Consider the following 17054-nt stretch of genomic DNA (forward strand, 5'->3'; position numbering starts at 1 on the left):
ATAGATTAATACTATCAATATAATTGTAGTACTTCTATTGAGCTATCAGTATCCGCAGTGCATATTACGCGAGCTTGAACTTCAATACCCAGCGTAAAAGCAATGGTTTATGAGCGTTTTTTTCAAGCATTACGTTGACAAGTTGAAACTATACGACTAGCTTCAAATAGAGATAAATTGTTGCGCTTTCACAAGAAATTTAGCTCTGGTTAGAGTGTTACCACCATTGACCTCTTATAATGATTGAAAATACCATATAAAAAATGTTACAAATCAACGTTCCCCAGCTAGCTATGATTCGAATTAACAATAAAGCCGGTATTCATTAAATGCATATATTTAAATGGGCAGTACTACTTTCAGCGTTCTGGTTGTTACTTTCTGGCTACATCCAACCACTATTACTTAGTTTCGGAGCCGTTTCTGTCATCATCGTACTTTTTGTCTTAAAACGTATGGATGAAGTAGATGAAGAGCCACAAGAGATTGGGACAGGTTTACGATTAATTCGATACATTCCATGGCTAATTGGGCAGATCATTGGCTCTAGCGCCCACGTTACAAAACTGATCTGGACTTCGTCAAATAAGGTTTCGCCAAGCTTGGCGAAAATAGATATAAAAGAAATACCTCCGAGCAATCATGTTTTATACGCAAATTCCATAACACTCACACCTGGCACCTTAAGCGTAGATTTGGAGGATGGTGAACTGACTGTTCACGCACTGCAAAAGTCCTCGTTAGAAGAACTCGAACAAGGTGCTATGGAAAATAAAATCGCCGGGATATGGGGTAATAACAAGTGACAGGAATATACGCTGCTGTTTGTATCGCTATTTTGGTTGTTATGGCTATCGCTTTGGCCAGAGCATTCGATGCGCCAACCGTTTACGACCGTATTCTAGGAGTAAACATGTTTGGCACCAAGACTGTTCTTTTTATTGCGGCCGCCGGTTATATGATGGGACGCCCAGACTTCCTGGACATTGCCATTGTGTACGCATTAATCAACTTTACAGGGATGGTTGCGGTACTTCGCTTTTTCGAATACACAGCGCCAATTGAATAAAACTTAAATAATAATGGTTGGACATGTTTGTCTTAGATATTGTTAGTAGCCTCCTGCTAATAGCAGGCGTTTTCTTCGGCTTAAGTGGTGCCGTTGGACTTTTTAAATTCCCGGATTTCTTCACTCGCGTTCACGCAGCGAGTGTCACGGACTCTATTGCAGCCATTCTGATCATAGGCGGTCTCCTCTTGCAGACGTCTTTCGATTTAAATACCGCAAAACTTTTATTCATACTGGTGTTTTTGATGCTTACCAGTCCTACCGCTTCTCATGCTCTTGCTAAGTCAGCCCGTCATGGCGGCTTACTTACAATTGCTGAAACCAAGAAAGAACAACAGGAGCAAACGCACTAATGGCCGAACTGATCGACTTGGTACTGCTTGCTATGTTGGCGCTCACTGCTTTACGCATTATATTTTTGAAAGATTTATTTGCTGTCGTCATGCTCTTCGGAATATATAGTTTTCTGTCAGCATTGATATTCGTAAACCTTGACGCAGTTGATGTCGCGTTCACCGAGGCATCGGTTGGTGCGGGCATATCTACAGTACTCATGCTTGGCACACTGGCATTAACTGGTAGAAAGGAAAAGCAAAGTGCCCACTCTTCAATCCTCCCTTTGGTTGTAGTCTGCGTAACCGGCGCTGCCTTGATCTACGGCACGCTCGACATGCCTCCCTTTGGGCACCCTGACAACCCAGTACACGAACATGTCGCTCCACGCTATATAGAAGAGTCACCTAAAGAAGTCGGATTACCGAACATGGTGACATCAGTACTTGCAAGCTATCGTGGCTTCGATACTTTAGGAGAAACGGTTGTTGTATTTTCAGCAGCAATTGGTGTCTTAGCATTACTTGGCGTAAGGCGCCGCGAAGAAAGTGATGCGCCAGAATCTGGTTTAAAAGCGCACCACGTACTGCACGTTGTTGCCAAGCTAATTATTCCCTTGGTTATACTGTTTGCACTGTATGTTCAATTTCATGGTGATTTCGGCCCTGGGGGCGGTTTTCAGGCCGGTGTCATCGCTGCTGCGGCTTTCATTTTGTACGCTTTAGTCTTTGGGACACCAAGCTCATTTGAAGTAGTAAGCCCAAAGTTTTTGCAATTAATGGCCTCTTTTGGCGTACTGCTTTACGCCAGCGTTGGCTTGTACAGCATGCTTAAGGGCGGCCAATTCCTTGATTACAACAAAATCGCAGCAGACCCAATCGCTGGCCAACACTACGGTATAATTATCATTGAACTTGGTGTTGGTATTACAGTGTTTGCCGTTATGCTTAGTATTTTCTATGCCTTCGATAGCCAGGCTGAGAGGTCTAACATCCAGTGAACTTTATTCTCGATTACTACAATTACTGGATCGTCGTATTTTTGATGATGACCGGTTTCTATATCGTTATATCCGCAAATAACCTGGTCAAAAAGGTCGTTGGTTTAAACGTCTTTCAGACCTCAGTTTTTATGCTTTACATTTCTATGGGTAAAGTCACTGGCGGCACCGCACCAATTGTCGTCGAAGGGGTTTCTCAATACTCTAACCCCCTCCCTCATGTTTTGATTCTCACAGCAATTGTTGTCGGCGTTGCGACAACGGCTGTGGGGCTTTCACTAATTGTTCGGATCAAACGGGCTTACGGCACAGTTGAAGAGAACGAATTTGAAAACAAGGATGATGCCATCTAATGCTTGACCAACACCTGGCTGTGCTTCCTATAATTTTGCCCCTGATAGCAGCACCTATCACACTCGTTTTGGGCCGTTCAATACTATCTTGGTGTTTTGCCACGCTAATAAGCGCTTGGGCCTGCCTGGTCTCGTGGCAGCTATTAGTTGCAGCTCTATCTGATGGCGCACTTAGCTATGCTGTCGGTGGCTGGCCACCACCCTGGGGGATAGAATTACGTATCGATGCCGCTAACGCGTTTATTCTGTTAGCCGTATCAGCGCTTTCAACACTTGTTCTAATTTACTCAAAGGACAGTATTGAAAAAGAAATCGACCCATCAAAACACTCACTATTCTACACTGCACACCTACTATGTCTTGCCGGCCTTTCTGGCATACTAGTTACTGGTGATGCCTTTAATCTCTTCGTGTTTCTTGAGATTTCCTCGCTTGCAACCTATACCCTTGTTAGCCTGGCTTCGGATCGACGCTGCTTAACTGCTGCTTTTCGCTATCTAGTGATGGGAACGATCGGTGCAACGTTTATCCTGATAGGCGTTGGCATGCTTTATATGAAGACAGGCACCCTTAACATGCTAGACCTTGCAGGCCGTATCGACGTATATGACAGCAGCCGCACGATCAATACCGGGCTCGCATTTATTATGGTCGGCGTCAGCATCAAGCTTGCTTTATTCCCATTACATATGTGGCTTCCTCCCGCTTATACCCATGCGCCCTCAGCTGTTACCGCGTTTTTGGCCAGCACAGCGACTAAAGTTGCAGTGTATGTGATGATTCGTTTCATCTTTACAATATTCGGGGCTGACCATGTTTTCACCGATATGGGCATGGATCTAATTTTGATGGTCTTGGCTGTCGTCGCAATTTTCAAGTGCTCTTACATGGCAACCGTGCAGAGCAACGTTAAAACAGTCCTTGCTTATAGTAGTGTTGCGCAAATTGGTTATATGATTCTCGGACTGAGCTTAGTCAGCGTAACAGGTTTGATGGCGGGACTTATCCACATATTTAACCATGCACTCATGAAAGGAGCTTTGTTTATGGCCGTCGGTGCCGTCTTTTATCGCGTAGGCTCTGTTGATATAAAAGCGTTCAGAGGTTTGGGCAAACACATGCCTTTAACCATGGCGGCATTCACAATTGCTGGCCTGAGTATAATCGGCGTACCGCTCACCGTTGGTTTTGTAAGTAAATGGTATCTGGTGACAGCAGCGCTAGAACAAAATCATTGGGTACTTGCTGCACTTGTACTTGCTGGCTCATTGTTAGCGGTAATCTATATTGGCCGGGTATTAGAGGCTGCGTATTTCCAAAAACTACCAGAATCACAAAACCCTAATAATATTAAAGAAGTTCCCTGGCTAATGCTGGCTCCGATGTGGGCACTTGTATTGGCAAACATTTATTTTGGTATCGATACAAGCTTGACTACCGACGCTGCAAATAGCGCATCTCAATGGTTATTCCAGAATACAACCTTAAGTATTAATGCTCAGGAGGTTTCTCCATGAACCTCTGGCAAGGTATTGAGCCATCACAGCTGATCACCCTCTCGATTCTTGTACCTTTTATTGGTGCGTTAATCGTTATCGCAACAGGTAAGAACCCAAACATCAGAGAGGCTGTCACATTAAGTACAGCAGCTATCTTATTCTCTATCGTATTAGCAATTACCGACTATACCTTTCAGGGTGTTGCCCTTAAGCTTGATGTTATCGACTTATTTCCAGGTCTTGGGATCAGCTTTGAAGTTGAACCCCTTGGCGTACTTTTCGCTATTGTAGCGAGCTTCTTGTGGATCATTACCAGCATCTACGCGATTGGTTATATGCGAGGCCACAATGAAGAAAACCAAACTCGATTTTTCTGCTGCTTCGCACTGGCGATCAGTTCCGTTATGGCAATTTGCTTCTCAGGCAACCTGCTAACACTATTCATATTTTATGAAGTATTAACACTGTCAACTTACCCACTAGTAACACATGCTGGGACTGAAGCAGCCAAGCAAGGCGGCAGAACTTACCTCGGCATCTTGCTTAGTACATCAATCGCATTTTTACTCTTTGCTGTCTTGGGTACTTACAGCTTAACAGGCACATTGGATTTCCAAGCAGGTGGAATTTTTGATAATTCACACAGCAAGGCCGTCCTTAGCGTTCTACTCGTTCTATTCTGCTATGGCATTGGTAAAGCAGCCATTATGCCTTTCCATCGCTGGCTACCTGCCGCAATGGTTGCGCCAACACCGGTTAGTGCACTGCTACACGCTGTCGCTGTCGTAAAAGCGGGCGTGTTTAGTATCCTAAAAATAATTATTTATATCTTCGGGATCGACCAGCTTAAAGAGCTCGCAACCACAGATATTATGCTCTATATCGGCGCTGCCACGATACTGCTCTCGTCTTGCATTGCTATGACTAAGGACAACCTGAAAGCTAGACTGGCCTACTCTACAGTAAGTCAACTAAGCTACATTGTCGTGGGTGCTCTGCTTGCTTCATCTATCGCCCATGCCGGTGCTGCCTTACATATCGCCACACATGCTGTTGGTAAAATCACCCTCTTCTTCTGCGCCGGTGCAATTATGGTTGCCAGTCACAAAAAGAACATCAGCGACATGGTGGGACTTGGCCGGCAAATGCCACTCACCTTTGCTGCTTTTGCGATTGGTGCAATAAGTATAATTGGCCTTCCTCCTATGGCAGGAACCTGGAGCAAGTGGTATCTGACAATGGGCGCTCTTGAATCTGACAAGCTCATCATTGTCGCCGTGCTAATGATAAGTTCCTTGCTTAATATCGCTTATCTTTTGCCCATCCCAATCAAAGCATTCTTTAATACCCAAGCAAAAGAATCTAAGCCTTGGGCATGGTCGGACACTAAAGAGGCTCCGTTACCAATTTTAATAGCACTTGGCGTGACTTCGTTTGGATGTCTTGCCTTGTTCTTCTATCCTCAACCCCTGATCGATCTAATAAATTTGATTCCAGGTGTATCAACGAATATGGGGGAAGGCTAAATGTCTGATCATCACTCTTCAGATGGCTGGTTCGACAAGCCAGAAAACGTCAAAAAGATGTTAAAAGTATTTTATGTCGCATGTGCTTTGCTAGTGATTGCTGACTTTATTGTTCACCGCCATATTTACCACAGCTGGGAGAACTTCCCTGCTTTTTATGCCATTTACGGCTTTGTAGGCTGTTCTATTCTCGTTTTCATAGCAACATGGATGCGAACCTTTCTGATGCGAGGTGAAGATTACTACGATGAGTAATGTGATTCCATTTCTTCCCCTAATGCTAGGTGCTTTAGCTGCGTTACTATTACGTGGCTGGACACGAAACCTCATCATGTTAGCGGCTCCCATTTTAGGTGCTCTTAACTTGGTCGGCCTAGAGCATGGCGTATTCTGGTCTATGGAGTTTATGGGCTATGCACTAGAGCCAGTTAAGGTTGATAAACTTAGCTTGATGTTTGGCTATCTTTTCCATCTTGCTGCTCTAATCGCCATCATCTACGCCTTGCACGTTAAGGATACTGTGCAGCACGTCGCAGGCCTCGCCTACGCAGGTAGTGCTGTCGGCGCAGTATTTGCCGGTGACTTACTTACCCTTTTCGTCTTCTGGGAGTTACTGGCACTCACATCCGTATTTCTTATTTGGGCTCGTCGAACAGATCGAGCCTATTCTTCTGGTATTCGCTATCTGATCATTCAAGTATTATCTGGCGTTTTGTTACTTGCAGGTCTATTGATCTTCGCGCACGTTAACAATAGCTTACTATTCACTCATATCGGCTTGCAGCATGAGGGCATCGCCCAAGTTGGTGCATGGCTAATCTTTTTCGCCTTCGGAATCAAGTGTGCCTTCCCTTTTATGCACAACTGGTTAACTGATTCGTATCCTGAAGCGACACCAAGCGGAACAATATTTTTAGCCTCGTTCACAACAAAGGTCGCGGTGTATGCTTTTGCTCGGGCCTACCCCGGTGAAGAAATTCTCGTATGGATTGGTGTCACCATGGCATGCTTTCCAATTTTCTTTGCAGTTATCGAAAATGATCTCCGCCGAGTACTTGCCTACAGCCTTATTAACCAAATTGGTTTTATGATTGTGGGGATTGGTATAGGTACCGCCATTGCATTGAACGGTGCCGTTGCCCATGCCTTTAATGATGTTATATTTAAAGGTCTGTTGATGATGACAATGGGCGCTGTCTTGCACATGACAGGTAAAATCAATGGCTCAGAGCTTGGCGGCCTTTACAAGAGCATGCCAAAAACAACCATACTTTGTATTGTTGGTGCTGCGTCTATCTCGGCCTTCCCGCTTTTCAGCGGCTTCGTATCGAAGTCAATGATTATGGCTGCTGCAGTAGCTGAAGGCTATGATGTTGTTTGGTTATTATTACTATTTGCCGCTGCCGGCGTATTTCATCACGCGGGCATCAAGATTCCTTACTTCGCATTTTTTGCTCACGATTCAGGTATCCGTACAACTGAACCACCCAAAAACATGCTAATTGCGATGACCTTAGCAGCCGTTGGGTGTGTTGTACTAGGTACCTTTCCTGCTCAGACTGTTTACGCTCTATTGCCCTGGGAACACAGCTACCAGCCCTACGATATTACGCACGTTCTTACGCAGTTACAGCTTTTGTTCTTCTCGGCTCTAGCGTTTGTATGGTTAAACCTGCGCAATCTATACCCGCCAGAACTACCTTCCACAAATCTGGATGCTGACTGGTTATACCGAAAGCTTGCTCCCGCGTTTGTAAAAAGGCTAGCATGCACGATCTATTGCACCTATGAAAAGATTGAAAAATCACTCGCTTATTCAATTAAGCAAATGATTCAAAACTCTTATGACACCAAAGCTGGAAAACCAAAAGGATACTTTGCAAGGCTATGGCCAACTGAGACCATGGTTGTTTGGGTCGCCATTTTGCTAGCAGTATATTTAATGATTTATTACTTTCCTGAGCTGCTCTAATCGAGCAGCTTTTCAACTAAGTAAATCTTTATTAGCTCCAAGAGTCCCTAGCTAGGTTGTATTCTATTTTGCGTACATAGATCATAATACCTCCGGTTACACTCCCTCGTTTTTTGACATATTTGCCTTCGGTTTCTAGGCTTTATATTAGCCTCTACTCATTACAGGGACTTAAAGCTATGAGATTACCATCCTATTTATTCCGCCTAGTATTACTATGTTTTGCCACCTTTGGCTCCAATATCATATTGGCAGACCCTGTCTGGATCGACGTGAGAAGTAAAATTGAACACACTTTCGACCATATAGATGGTGACCTACGTGCCACCCACAACGAAATCGTTCCTATAGTTAGCCGGCAGTATCCCGACAAAAACACTGAGATTGTTGTTTATTGCGCCAGGGGTGTGCGCGCGGAAAAAGCGAAGAATGCTTTGATTGCAGCCGGGTATAGCAGAGTTACAAATGCAGGTGGCATTGACGATGTGCGGCAGAAACGCAATATTTCAACAGATTAAATTCACCATGCACTACCCGCAAGGTATTAAATAACTTATCCAAGAATAAAATGAGCGCAGGTTAATCTAGCTGATACTTAGGCCGCACTGGCGATAGCTAATTATCGTTAATTATGAGTGGATTACGCCCACAAGACTAATTGTTAGTGCTATCATTATCGAATACGCTAAATTATTAATTGTTCTGAGAAAAGTAGCTGTGACAAAACGTTCTGAGCAGAAACAAAAAACACGAAGAGCTTTATTAGATAGTGCTCTAGATTTATTGAGTCCCGAGCGCGTCTATTCCGGGCTCAGTCTGCGTGAGGTAACACGTGGGGCGGGTATTGCACCAACCTCCTTCTATCGACACTTCGATGACATGAACGACCTTGGTTTAGCCTTGGTCGAAGAGGCAGGTTTAGCATTACGCCAACTTCTTAGAAAGGCTCGCTCCAGAATTCAAGAACAAGGCACTGCAATTGATATTTCTGTCGATACCTTTATTGAATACCTTATGAGCAACACAAACCACTTTCGTTTGTTGTTACGGGAGCATACTGGTAACTCTCAAGAGTTTAGATCTGCGATTAATTTGGAAATTCGACACGTTGTTACTGAGCTTGAAGAATATCTTAAAGTGCGCGCGATAGAAGGAACAAACAAAGCCGCCTTGGATTATCAGACGCGCAACGCTTTAGCGGAAGCTATGGTAACGATTGTTTTTCAGATGGGCGGCAACTGCCTGGACGCCACAAAGACCGAACGCACGAAAGAAGCAGACAAGACAAAGCTTCAGTTGAGAATGCTACTAAAAGGCGCTTATAGCCTCTGAGCACCACTTTATCATTGTGAAACGCTATAGTGGCGAGGACAACATTTCGCCACTATTAGAAAACGCCGATATCCTATAAGTCTCCTGCCCAGGGTCAGTTTGCATTTCACTCCACAACACAAGAAACTTACTATCACTATACTCCTTAAGTGATATCACTCTGTCATTTTGTATTGAACCAAATTGCACAAGCCCAATCTGTGAATATCCGGCTCCCTCTCTGCCAAGTACCGTCACAAAGGCATCATCACCACCAAGTTTGGTTTGATCAGAAAACTGACCATCAGTTTGTCCTGCGACAATAAGCAAGTCGTCTTCATCAGTATTTATCATCGCGACACCAACATCAGCCCCGGATGAAGAAATTTCTGTATAACCAGTCGAATTAAAAGCAGAATCATAACTATAAACCACCACATCCCTGGTTAACGAGCTTGTCACACCTGTGGTTGAGTACTCTAATCCAAGGCCATCAGCTAGCACACTAAAGCCGGAAAGGTCAGAGTCATATCTGATCACCCTTACATTATCATCACGGTTTGAACTTATTTCTGGAAAATCTACATTCTCGCGAGTGAGCTTTGTGCTTACAGAAAGTGAACCAATAGCTCCATCCATCGAACTCGTTCTTATTCCGCTAAGCGAAATCAGGTCTCGATTGCCCGCATCGATGCTTTTTATGTCATCGTCTTCTTCAGTTCCAACAAAGCGATACCAAACAGGTGCATTGTTAGTGATATCAATTTTATAGACAAAGCCGTCGACTCCGCCTCGATTCGCAATATCGGCAGGCTCACCATTCAACATGAACCCAGAGGTATTTCCCGAAACGTACAATTCCTTACCATACAAGCGAGTACTGCTTATGAAATCATCTTCCTCGCTTCCATAATATGAAGTAGACTCGACATCAAACGCGCCGGATTCACTCCCAGCCAAGACCATAACGCCAAAATCGCGGCGTCCAAAAAAACCATCAGCATTTTGCGCTTCCACTTCGTACACAATAACTATTCGATCAACTTCATCCTTACTTGTCGAAATTGATATTGGCTTAAGATTCGTATCTGGAAGCGCAATGACCAAGTCAGACAGGCCGTCAACTAAAGCAATATCGCCAGAACGATGCCTCAAACTCAAGGTAATTACGCTATTAATATTTGAAGTGTCAGAAATTAAGGAAATTACACGGCCATTTGAGTCAATAGTAAAATCTACAGCCTCTTGTCCAATTTCACCTCTTGCAACAACTGCGTTATCGACCCAGTCATTGATAATAAACTCACTTGGCTCTGCATCAATAATATCCTCAATATCTGTACGGATAACTATTTTTTCATCTTCGCTTAAGTCGTCATCGAAATCTTCGTTCTCTAGAATATCAACGGAAATCGCCCCGTTTAGACTACCAGCAGGAATCAGCAAAACTCCGTTTTCAGGGGTAAGCAAATAATCAGACTGCTCCGCTGTTGTTTTATCTGTATCGACATAAATAGCAATTTCAACGTCTGCTACATAGGGTGCCCGTAGGTTAACGGGAATGTTGTAAGAGGAGCCCTCATTTCCTACACTTTCAATATTTGACATTGTTACGCTAGGCTCATTGTCGATAATTTCAATAGTTTTATTTGCTGAAGCAATGTCTATCAGCGCACCTTCTACCGAGGTAAATTCTATTTCAAAGGTCTCATTACTCTCAATTATCCCATCATCAATTGTCTCTACCAACACAAAACAGGCTGACTGCCCAGCCTCAAAGACTACCTTACCATCACCCTCTGCAATTGAACGATAATCAACATCAGGGCGAGCATACTCTATGTTCGAGGCGTTTCTTTCTCGCAGATCTGAGCTGTATTTGGATGTGGTTTTATAATAAGCAGTTGTCCGTTTTGAGACAGGTGCCTCTAATTCAACAAGGAAAGCTGCAGGGTAAACATGCACGCCGTCGACATCCCTACGGCCTAAACTTATGTCACCAACTTGGTTACAAACGAGGGTGTTACCAGCATTATAGGCCGTTACAAGATTATTAATGCTTGCGATAGAGGAAGCCCCCTCGTTGATAATCGAGCCTCCCGAGAAAGAAAGAGCGTTTGCAGCAACAGAGAAATCATATGTTTCAGAAGTTGAATTAATACCATCACTCAATTCAAGCCCGTATGTATAGTTTCTACCTACCAGAGTTTCCGGAGATGCTCCCTCTGGAAACTCTACTAAAGCCTCTAGCTTAAATGCAGGCTTTATTGCGTCATCATCATCAGCGGAAGAGCTAATGTTTTCGATGTACATATCAACAATATTCGTATCGATGTCGGTTACATCATCATTAATTTCAGGATGCTTAACATAGGCCATTTGATATGCACCAGACCCACCAGCAGCACCAAAAGTAAATGTAAATGGACTATCGTAGTATAGGGTTTGGGGTGGGAATCCAAGTATTTCGAGTGGTGGGCTGGATAGCTCGACAGCAGCTATTTGTGGTTCAGAGCTATCACTATCGCCAGTACAGCCACCGATTAGCATTAGACAAACTGATGTAAAAGTTGCTTTGATCAAGACGTGCAAATAATCCATTACTCTACTCATTGTTTTTTTGCGTTGACGTCGCAAATTATTGAATCTATTAAATGATATTAAAAACAGTGAGTAAGTGACAGCTGGACTTTATGGAAACGTCTTATAGTTCACACTTATTTAACTAGTGAGAGCACTTGTTCCTCATTAAGCACCTCGACACCGAGTTTAGCTGCCTTATCTAGCTTAGAACCGGCAGCATCACCCGCAATTAAGTAGTCCGTTTTGCTAGATACACTTGATTGAACTTTGGCACCATTTTCCTTAAGTAGTGCTTTCATCTGGTCACGCCCCATACTTGGAAGCGTACCGGTAATAACAACTTTTTTGTCTTTAAACGCACTTTCAAAGCTTTGCTTTGGCACAATTAAAGGCGCTGGACTCACTCCCAACTCGATTAGCTGGGATATTTTTTGTTGATTGTTCTCGAACTGAAAAAACGTAAATATATTGTCAGCCATTATCGGCCCGATATCATTTAACGCTATCAATTGCTCTTTGCTTGCTTGCATTAAGCGCTCTAGTTTTTCAAACTGCTCAGCCAATAGCTCTGCCGTTGTTTCACCAACCTCTGGAATTCCCAAAGCGAAAATAAATTGAGCAAGTGTACATCGCTTGGATATCTCGATGGCGGATACAATATTTTTTGCTGACTTTTCACCCATACGCTCTAAGAGCGCTAAGTTCTTTGCATCAAGTCTATATAAATCACTTACGTCCTGGATTAGCTCTTTATCAATAAGCTGGTCGATTAACTTATCACCCAAACCGTCAATATCCATAGCCTTTCTACTGGCAAAGTGCTTTATAGACTCTTTTAATTGCGCGCCACAGACAAGTGTGCCGCTACATCGAGCGAGCACGCCATCTTCTTCAATTTCTATAGGGGAATCACAAACGGGGCAGCACTTTGGCAGGACAATATCAACACTATCTGGTGGTCGACGCTCTTTAACACATCGTACAACTTTAGGGATTACGTCACCGGCACGGCGAATGACAACCGTGTCACCTACCCTTATTTGTAAACGCTTAACTTCATCCATATTATGCAAGGTTGCGTTGCTAACGGTCACGCCACCGACAAAAACAGGCTTTAAACGAGCAACAGGCGTGAGAACGCCGGTACGCCCAACCTGAAAGTCAACGCTTTCGAGCACTGTAAGCTCCTCTTGAGCAGGAAACTTATAAGCAACAGCCCAGCGTGGCGCACGCGCAACGAAGCCTAATTCCATTTGGGCTGCAAAATCATCCACCTTAAACACGATGCCGTCTATTTCATAATCGAGTGATGACCTCTTATCGCTAAGCATCTCACAGTAAGCGATACATTCCTCAATATTTTGAAGTTGCTGCATATCGCTATTGACCACAAAGCCCCATTCATTAAGCTTTTCAAGTGTTGAGAAGTGACTACTGGGAAGCCCTAGTCCAGAAGAGTAGCCAACAGAATAGGCGCACATCTTCAATTGCCTTTTCGCTGTCACTTTGGAATCGAGCTGGCGTAAACTACCTGCGGCAGCATTACGCGGATTAACGAACAGTTTGTCTCCGTTCGTTTGCGCTTCTTCATTAAGTCGATTGAATGAAACCAGAGGCATAAATATCTCACCCCTCACTTCTAGTTCATCAGGGAAACCACTACCAAGCAAACGAAGCGGTATTGAGTTGATGGTACGTACGTTGTGAGTAATATCTTCGCCCACTTTTCCATCACCACGAGTCGCACCATAAATTAACTTGCCTTGCTTATAAAAAAGGCTTACTGCAACACCATCTAATTTTGGTTCTGCAACATAACTTATCGTGGCAGAGCCGCTTAGGCGCGCATGTAGTCGAGAATCAAAGGCCTGTAAATCATCAGCAGAAAATGCATTATCCAAAGAAAGCATAGGAATCTTATGCTCAATCTGGGCGAATTTATCGAGCGGTTGGCCGCCAACCCTTTGAGTCGGAGAATCAGCACTAATTAACTCCGGGTACGCAGCTTCAATATCTTGAAGCTCCTTAAATAATCGATCGTATTCGGAATCGGGTACACTTGGGTCATCTAAAACGTAATACTGGTATGCATAGCGTGAAAGCAGCTGGTTTAGCTCGTTTGCGCGTGAGCGCGAGGCATCGATAGATTTGGACATGTAAGGCTAGCGCTGATGTTAGTGAAATTTTCGCTGATTAAAGTTTTACTTTAGACAGCTGGCGGCGTTCAAACTCTTTAATCTTTGAGCGACAATGCTCAATAGTTTGTGGCGTCATCACACTTAGGTTTTCATCCTTAAGTTCGCCTTGCAAGTTTCTAGCAAAACACTGCGCGGTTTCGAGCATAAATTCGAAAGCTTTACTGTAATCCTTAGGCCCAGGCAGGGTCATAAAGAAGCTCACTCCAGGCGTGGATATTTCAGCTAATGTATCTGGATCAAAATATCCAGGTTCGATAGCGTTAGCAACACTAAATTGGATAGGGCTTAACAGGTCATCTTCTTCGTGGCGATGAAAGATAGACATATCACCGTGATCGAGACCACAAGCTTCCAGCAACTGTTTAACATCTGTTCCCGAAAACCCTTTGTTGGTTGTTGCGTGCACATTGATAACGATAACAAGCGCGTGCTTGTCATTGTTTTCACTTGCGCTACTAACTTCGATTTCAGCAACTTTCTTGATCTTACCGGCGTGAGCCGTTTTAACTTCGATTGACTCTAGCTCTATACGCGAACCCGCATCGGCAACAATGGCTCCATCTTCTTTTACGTCATCATCGTTAAAAGGTGTATCGAAATTCAGACTAGGTTCGATTTTATCCTTAGAGGAATTAACTTCTTCAATGCCTGATTCAAGTGCACCTGAAGATACAACGCGCGCGCCACCACTGGGTAATTCAGGATTAAAATCGTCTTCAAGCGGATCACCTGCACCCAAATCGCCACTCATGTCACGAGACATCTTAAGTGAGTCACGATTGGCAATACGCATGCGCCTGTAACCATCGATCAAAATACCAACGATAATTACTGCACCGATAACAATTAACCAGTCTCTTAAATTCATTTTTTCACTTATATAAATATCAATGATGCGAGCACGCATCGAAAGGAGCTAAAAACGCCCTGCACTTAGTATAAATTATAGTTTTAAAGTTTACATTGTTTCAACAAAGTAGGATGCGAATAAATTATCTGTAACTCTTTTACCAACACTATACCTCTACCATTGCTGCGGCTTCATCAATATCAACAGAGACTAGCCTGGAAACGCCAGGCTCATGCATCGTCACACCCATAAGCTGGTCTGCTTTTTCCATAGACACCTTGTTATGAGAGATATAGATAAACTGCACTTGAGAAGACATCTCCTTTACCATTCTGGCAAAGCGGCCAACGTTTGCATCATCAAGCGGGGCATCTACTTCGTCCAGCATACAGAAAGGTGCCGGATTCAGCTCAAAAATAGCAAAGATAAGCGCGATAGCAGTTAGAGACTTCTCACCCCCAGAAAGAAGGTGAATCGTGGCATTTTTCTTTCCTGGTGGACGCGCAATAATCATGACACCAGTTTCCAGCAAGTTGTCATCAGTTAATTCAAGATACGCGTTGCCACCACCGAATATCTTCGGAAAGAGGCGCTGCAAGCCTTCGTTTACTTGGTCATATGTTTGCTTGAAGCGGGTGCGTGTTTCTTTATCTATCTTTTTAATCGCATCCACAAGCGTATCTAGCGCATCGACAAGTTCATCATTCTGCTCATCCAAATGCTGCTTTCGCTCGTTCTGAACCTTAAATTCATCAATAGCAGCAAGGTTAATCGAACCAAGGCGCTGAATTCTTTGCCCTAATTGCTCCAAAGCTGCCTTCAAATTTGCTTCGTTGTCGCCTGCGTGAATTTGTGAACTAAGCGCATCAATTTCGAATCCATCCTCAAGAATCCTCTCTTCGAGGTTTTTCTTATTAATGGATAGCGCTTGAGTATCCATCCTGATTGCTTCGAGCTTTTCTCTTGCTGACTGTATTGCACCTTCAAACTTAACGCGAGCGCCCTCTTCCTCGCGCAAGCTAATACTAACGCTTTCAACGGATTTTCGCGCTTCATTCAGTCGCTCTTCTGCAATTAGCCGGGATTCCAAGAGACCTTCAAGCTGCATAGACAAGTCCTCTAAGGACTCATCTTCGTAATGTTCGCTATTATTAAGCTCAGTAATTCGTTGCTTCTTATAACTTAACTCTTTGCCTAGCCTCTCAATAGTTTGTTTTAGGGAGTTTACCTGACTAAGCTTTTGCTGTTGTTCAATTTGTTTCTGATGTACTGAATTTTGCGCTTCGCGAGACTGAGCTCTATACATCTCTAGCTGAGATTGAACACGCTCTCTTTCTTCGCTAAGAACTGCTTTGCGCTCAGTGAACTCATCAAGCGATAGCAGCGCTTCATTCCAGATTTCGCGCGATTCAGCAAGTTGCTCACGATACTGTTCAAGCTGATCTAACAACTCCTTGATATCTTCATCGTTTCGTTTTAGCTGGAGATTGAATTGATCTAGCTTGGCTTTATCTGCTCCTTGCTGACCAGCTATTCGAGCTTTCTCATTGGTCAGCGTTTTAATAGATACCTCGAAAGACTCTAAGTCTTTACGATATTGATGTAGAGCATCTTTATTGGCTTCAAGTTGAAGATTAACGGCATCAAGCTGCTCCTCTAGCGCTGGAATAGCTTTCTTTATTTTTGCGATAACATTTGCACGCTCAAGAACGCCTGCCTCGGTATCACCGGGCCTGTATACTCTTGCCCATGTTTGACCAAACCAAAGGCCATCAGTACATATAACAGACTCGTGCTCCGCCAGTGTAGCAATAGCAAGCTGTGCTTGCTCTTTTGAATCAGCAACTTTGATATCGTTTAGTATTAAAATTACTTGAGACGGTGCACCTTCAACATATTGAGCAAGTGATCCAGATTTTGCTACAACATTAGAGTTTGATCCATTTTTATCCTTATCTAATAAGGTAACAGAACCTTCCAGAGTTGATGTTTCGCAATTCAGAATAAGATCCGTTGCTACGCCGTCGGAAACCAAAGAGTTCATCCAATCATGAAGCGCTTGCTGAACAGCAATTTCCCAACCTGAAGTGACCTTAAGCTCATTCATCAGCAATGGCAGCTGATCAATACCCATCTGCCGCTTTTGCGCAGAAACGCTAGAATCATCACCCAAGACAGATTCTTGAAGTGTTACAAGCGAAGCGAGGACAGCTTTCTGCTCCGATATCTTTGCATGCAAGATAGACTTCTGATCGCTTAGTGATTCAATCTTGTCTTGTTGTTGCTCAATTTTAGGCAATATGTCATCAACTTCCTTCTGAGAGCTTAATAGTTTTTCATCTACTATCAACTGCTCCTCT

14 protein-coding genes and 1 pseudogene are annotated in these 17054 nt (G+C 43.7%); 11 read left to right on the forward strand and 4 right to left on the reverse strand.

What is annotated here, in order from left to right; all coding sequences use genetic code 11:
• Positions 1–329: 329 nt before the first annotated feature.
• From A3756_RS07150 to fabR, 11 genes are all read left to right on the forward strand, one after another.
• Complete coding sequence (locus A3756_RS07150; protein WP_068509907.1) at positions 330–806, forward strand: Na+/H+ antiporter subunit E; 477 nt, start codon at positions 330–332, stop codon at positions 804–806.
• The gene (locus A3756_RS07155) at positions 803–1069 is read left to right on the forward strand and encodes a monovalent cation/H+ antiporter complex subunit F (RefSeq protein ID WP_231872273.1); all 267 of its coding nucleotides are present in this window, start codon (positions 803–805) and stop codon (positions 1067–1069) included. Before A3756_RS07150 ends, A3756_RS07155 begins: the two co-directional genes overlap by 4 nt.
• Positions 1070–1092: 23 nt before the next feature.
• Entirely contained in the window at positions 1093–1422 is a 330-nt protein-coding gene (gene mnhG / locus A3756_RS07160) for a monovalent cation/H(+) antiporter subunit G (protein WP_068510913.1), read from the forward strand.
• Positions 1422–2402 (forward strand): DUF4040 domain-containing protein, encoded by a 981-nt coding sequence (locus A3756_RS07165; protein ID WP_082865135.1) that lies wholly within the window; start codon positions 1422–1424, stop codon positions 2400–2402. Before mnhG ends, A3756_RS07165 begins: the two co-directional genes overlap by 1 nt.
• Positions 2399–2755, forward strand: coding sequence for a cation:proton antiporter subunit C (locus A3756_RS07170; protein ID WP_082865136.1), 357 nt, complete (start codon positions 2399–2401; stop codon positions 2753–2755). The genes A3756_RS07165 and A3756_RS07170 overlap by 4 nt, the downstream gene beginning before the upstream one ends.
• Positions 2755–4272 carry a monovalent cation/H+ antiporter subunit D family protein gene (locus A3756_RS07175; protein WP_068508492.1) on the forward strand — a complete coding sequence of 506 codons (1518 nt, stop codon included), beginning with the start codon at positions 2755–2757 and terminating at the stop codon, positions 4270–4272. The genes A3756_RS07170 and A3756_RS07175 overlap by 1 nt, the downstream gene beginning before the upstream one ends.
• On the forward strand, positions 4269–5780 hold the full coding sequence (locus A3756_RS07180) for a monovalent cation/H+ antiporter subunit D family protein (protein WP_068508490.1): 1512 nt from the start codon (positions 4269–4271) through the stop codon (positions 5778–5780). Before A3756_RS07175 ends, A3756_RS07180 begins: the two co-directional genes overlap by 4 nt.
• Positions 5781–6035 (forward strand): hypothetical protein, encoded by a 255-nt coding sequence (locus A3756_RS07185; RefSeq protein WP_068508488.1) that lies wholly within the window; start codon positions 5781–5783, stop codon positions 6033–6035.
• Positions 6028–7752: a Na(+)/H(+) antiporter subunit D gene (locus A3756_RS07190; RefSeq protein ID WP_068508486.1), complete on the forward strand. Its 1725-nt coding sequence runs from the start codon at positions 6028–6030 to the stop codon at positions 7750–7752. Before A3756_RS07185 ends, A3756_RS07190 begins: the two co-directional genes overlap by 8 nt.
• 179 nt (positions 7753–7931) lie before the next feature.
• On the forward strand, positions 7932–8270 hold the full coding sequence (locus A3756_RS07195) for a rhodanese-like domain-containing protein (RefSeq protein WP_068508484.1): 339 nt from the start codon (positions 7932–7934) through the stop codon (positions 8268–8270).
• A gap of 199 nt (positions 8271–8469) precedes the next feature.
• Positions 8470–9084 carry an HTH-type transcriptional repressor FabR gene (fabR, locus tag A3756_RS07200; protein ID WP_068508482.1) on the forward strand — a complete coding sequence of 205 codons (615 nt, stop codon included), beginning with the start codon at positions 8470–8472 and terminating at the stop codon, positions 9082–9084.
• A gap of 24 nt (positions 9085–9108) precedes the next feature.
• Here fabR and A3756_RS07205 read toward each other — a convergent pair whose 3' ends face one another.
• From A3756_RS07205 to A3756_RS07220, 4 genes and pseudogenes are all read right to left on the reverse strand, one after another.
• Positions 9109–11676: a Calx-beta domain-containing protein gene (locus A3756_RS07205; RefSeq protein WP_156490344.1), complete on the reverse strand. Its 2568-nt coding sequence runs from the start codon at positions 11674–11676 to the stop codon at positions 9109–9111.
• 104 nt (positions 11677–11780) lie between these two features.
• A complete protein-coding gene (ligA, locus tag A3756_RS07210) occupies positions 11781–13802 on the reverse strand; it encodes an NAD-dependent DNA ligase LigA (RefSeq protein WP_068553188.1) in 2022 nt (673 codons plus the stop codon).
• A gap of 37 nt (positions 13803–13839) precedes the next feature.
• Positions 13840–14712 (reverse strand): cell division protein ZipA, encoded by an 873-nt coding sequence (gene zipA, locus A3756_RS07215; protein WP_068508495.1) that lies wholly within the window; start codon positions 14710–14712, stop codon positions 13840–13842.
• 148 nt (positions 14713–14860) lie between these two features.
• A pseudogene (locus tag A3756_RS07220) lies at positions 14861–17054 on the reverse strand (chromosome segregation protein SMC); the annotation flags it as partial.

Source organism: Oleiphilus sp. HI0086 (genome assembly GCF_001635225.1).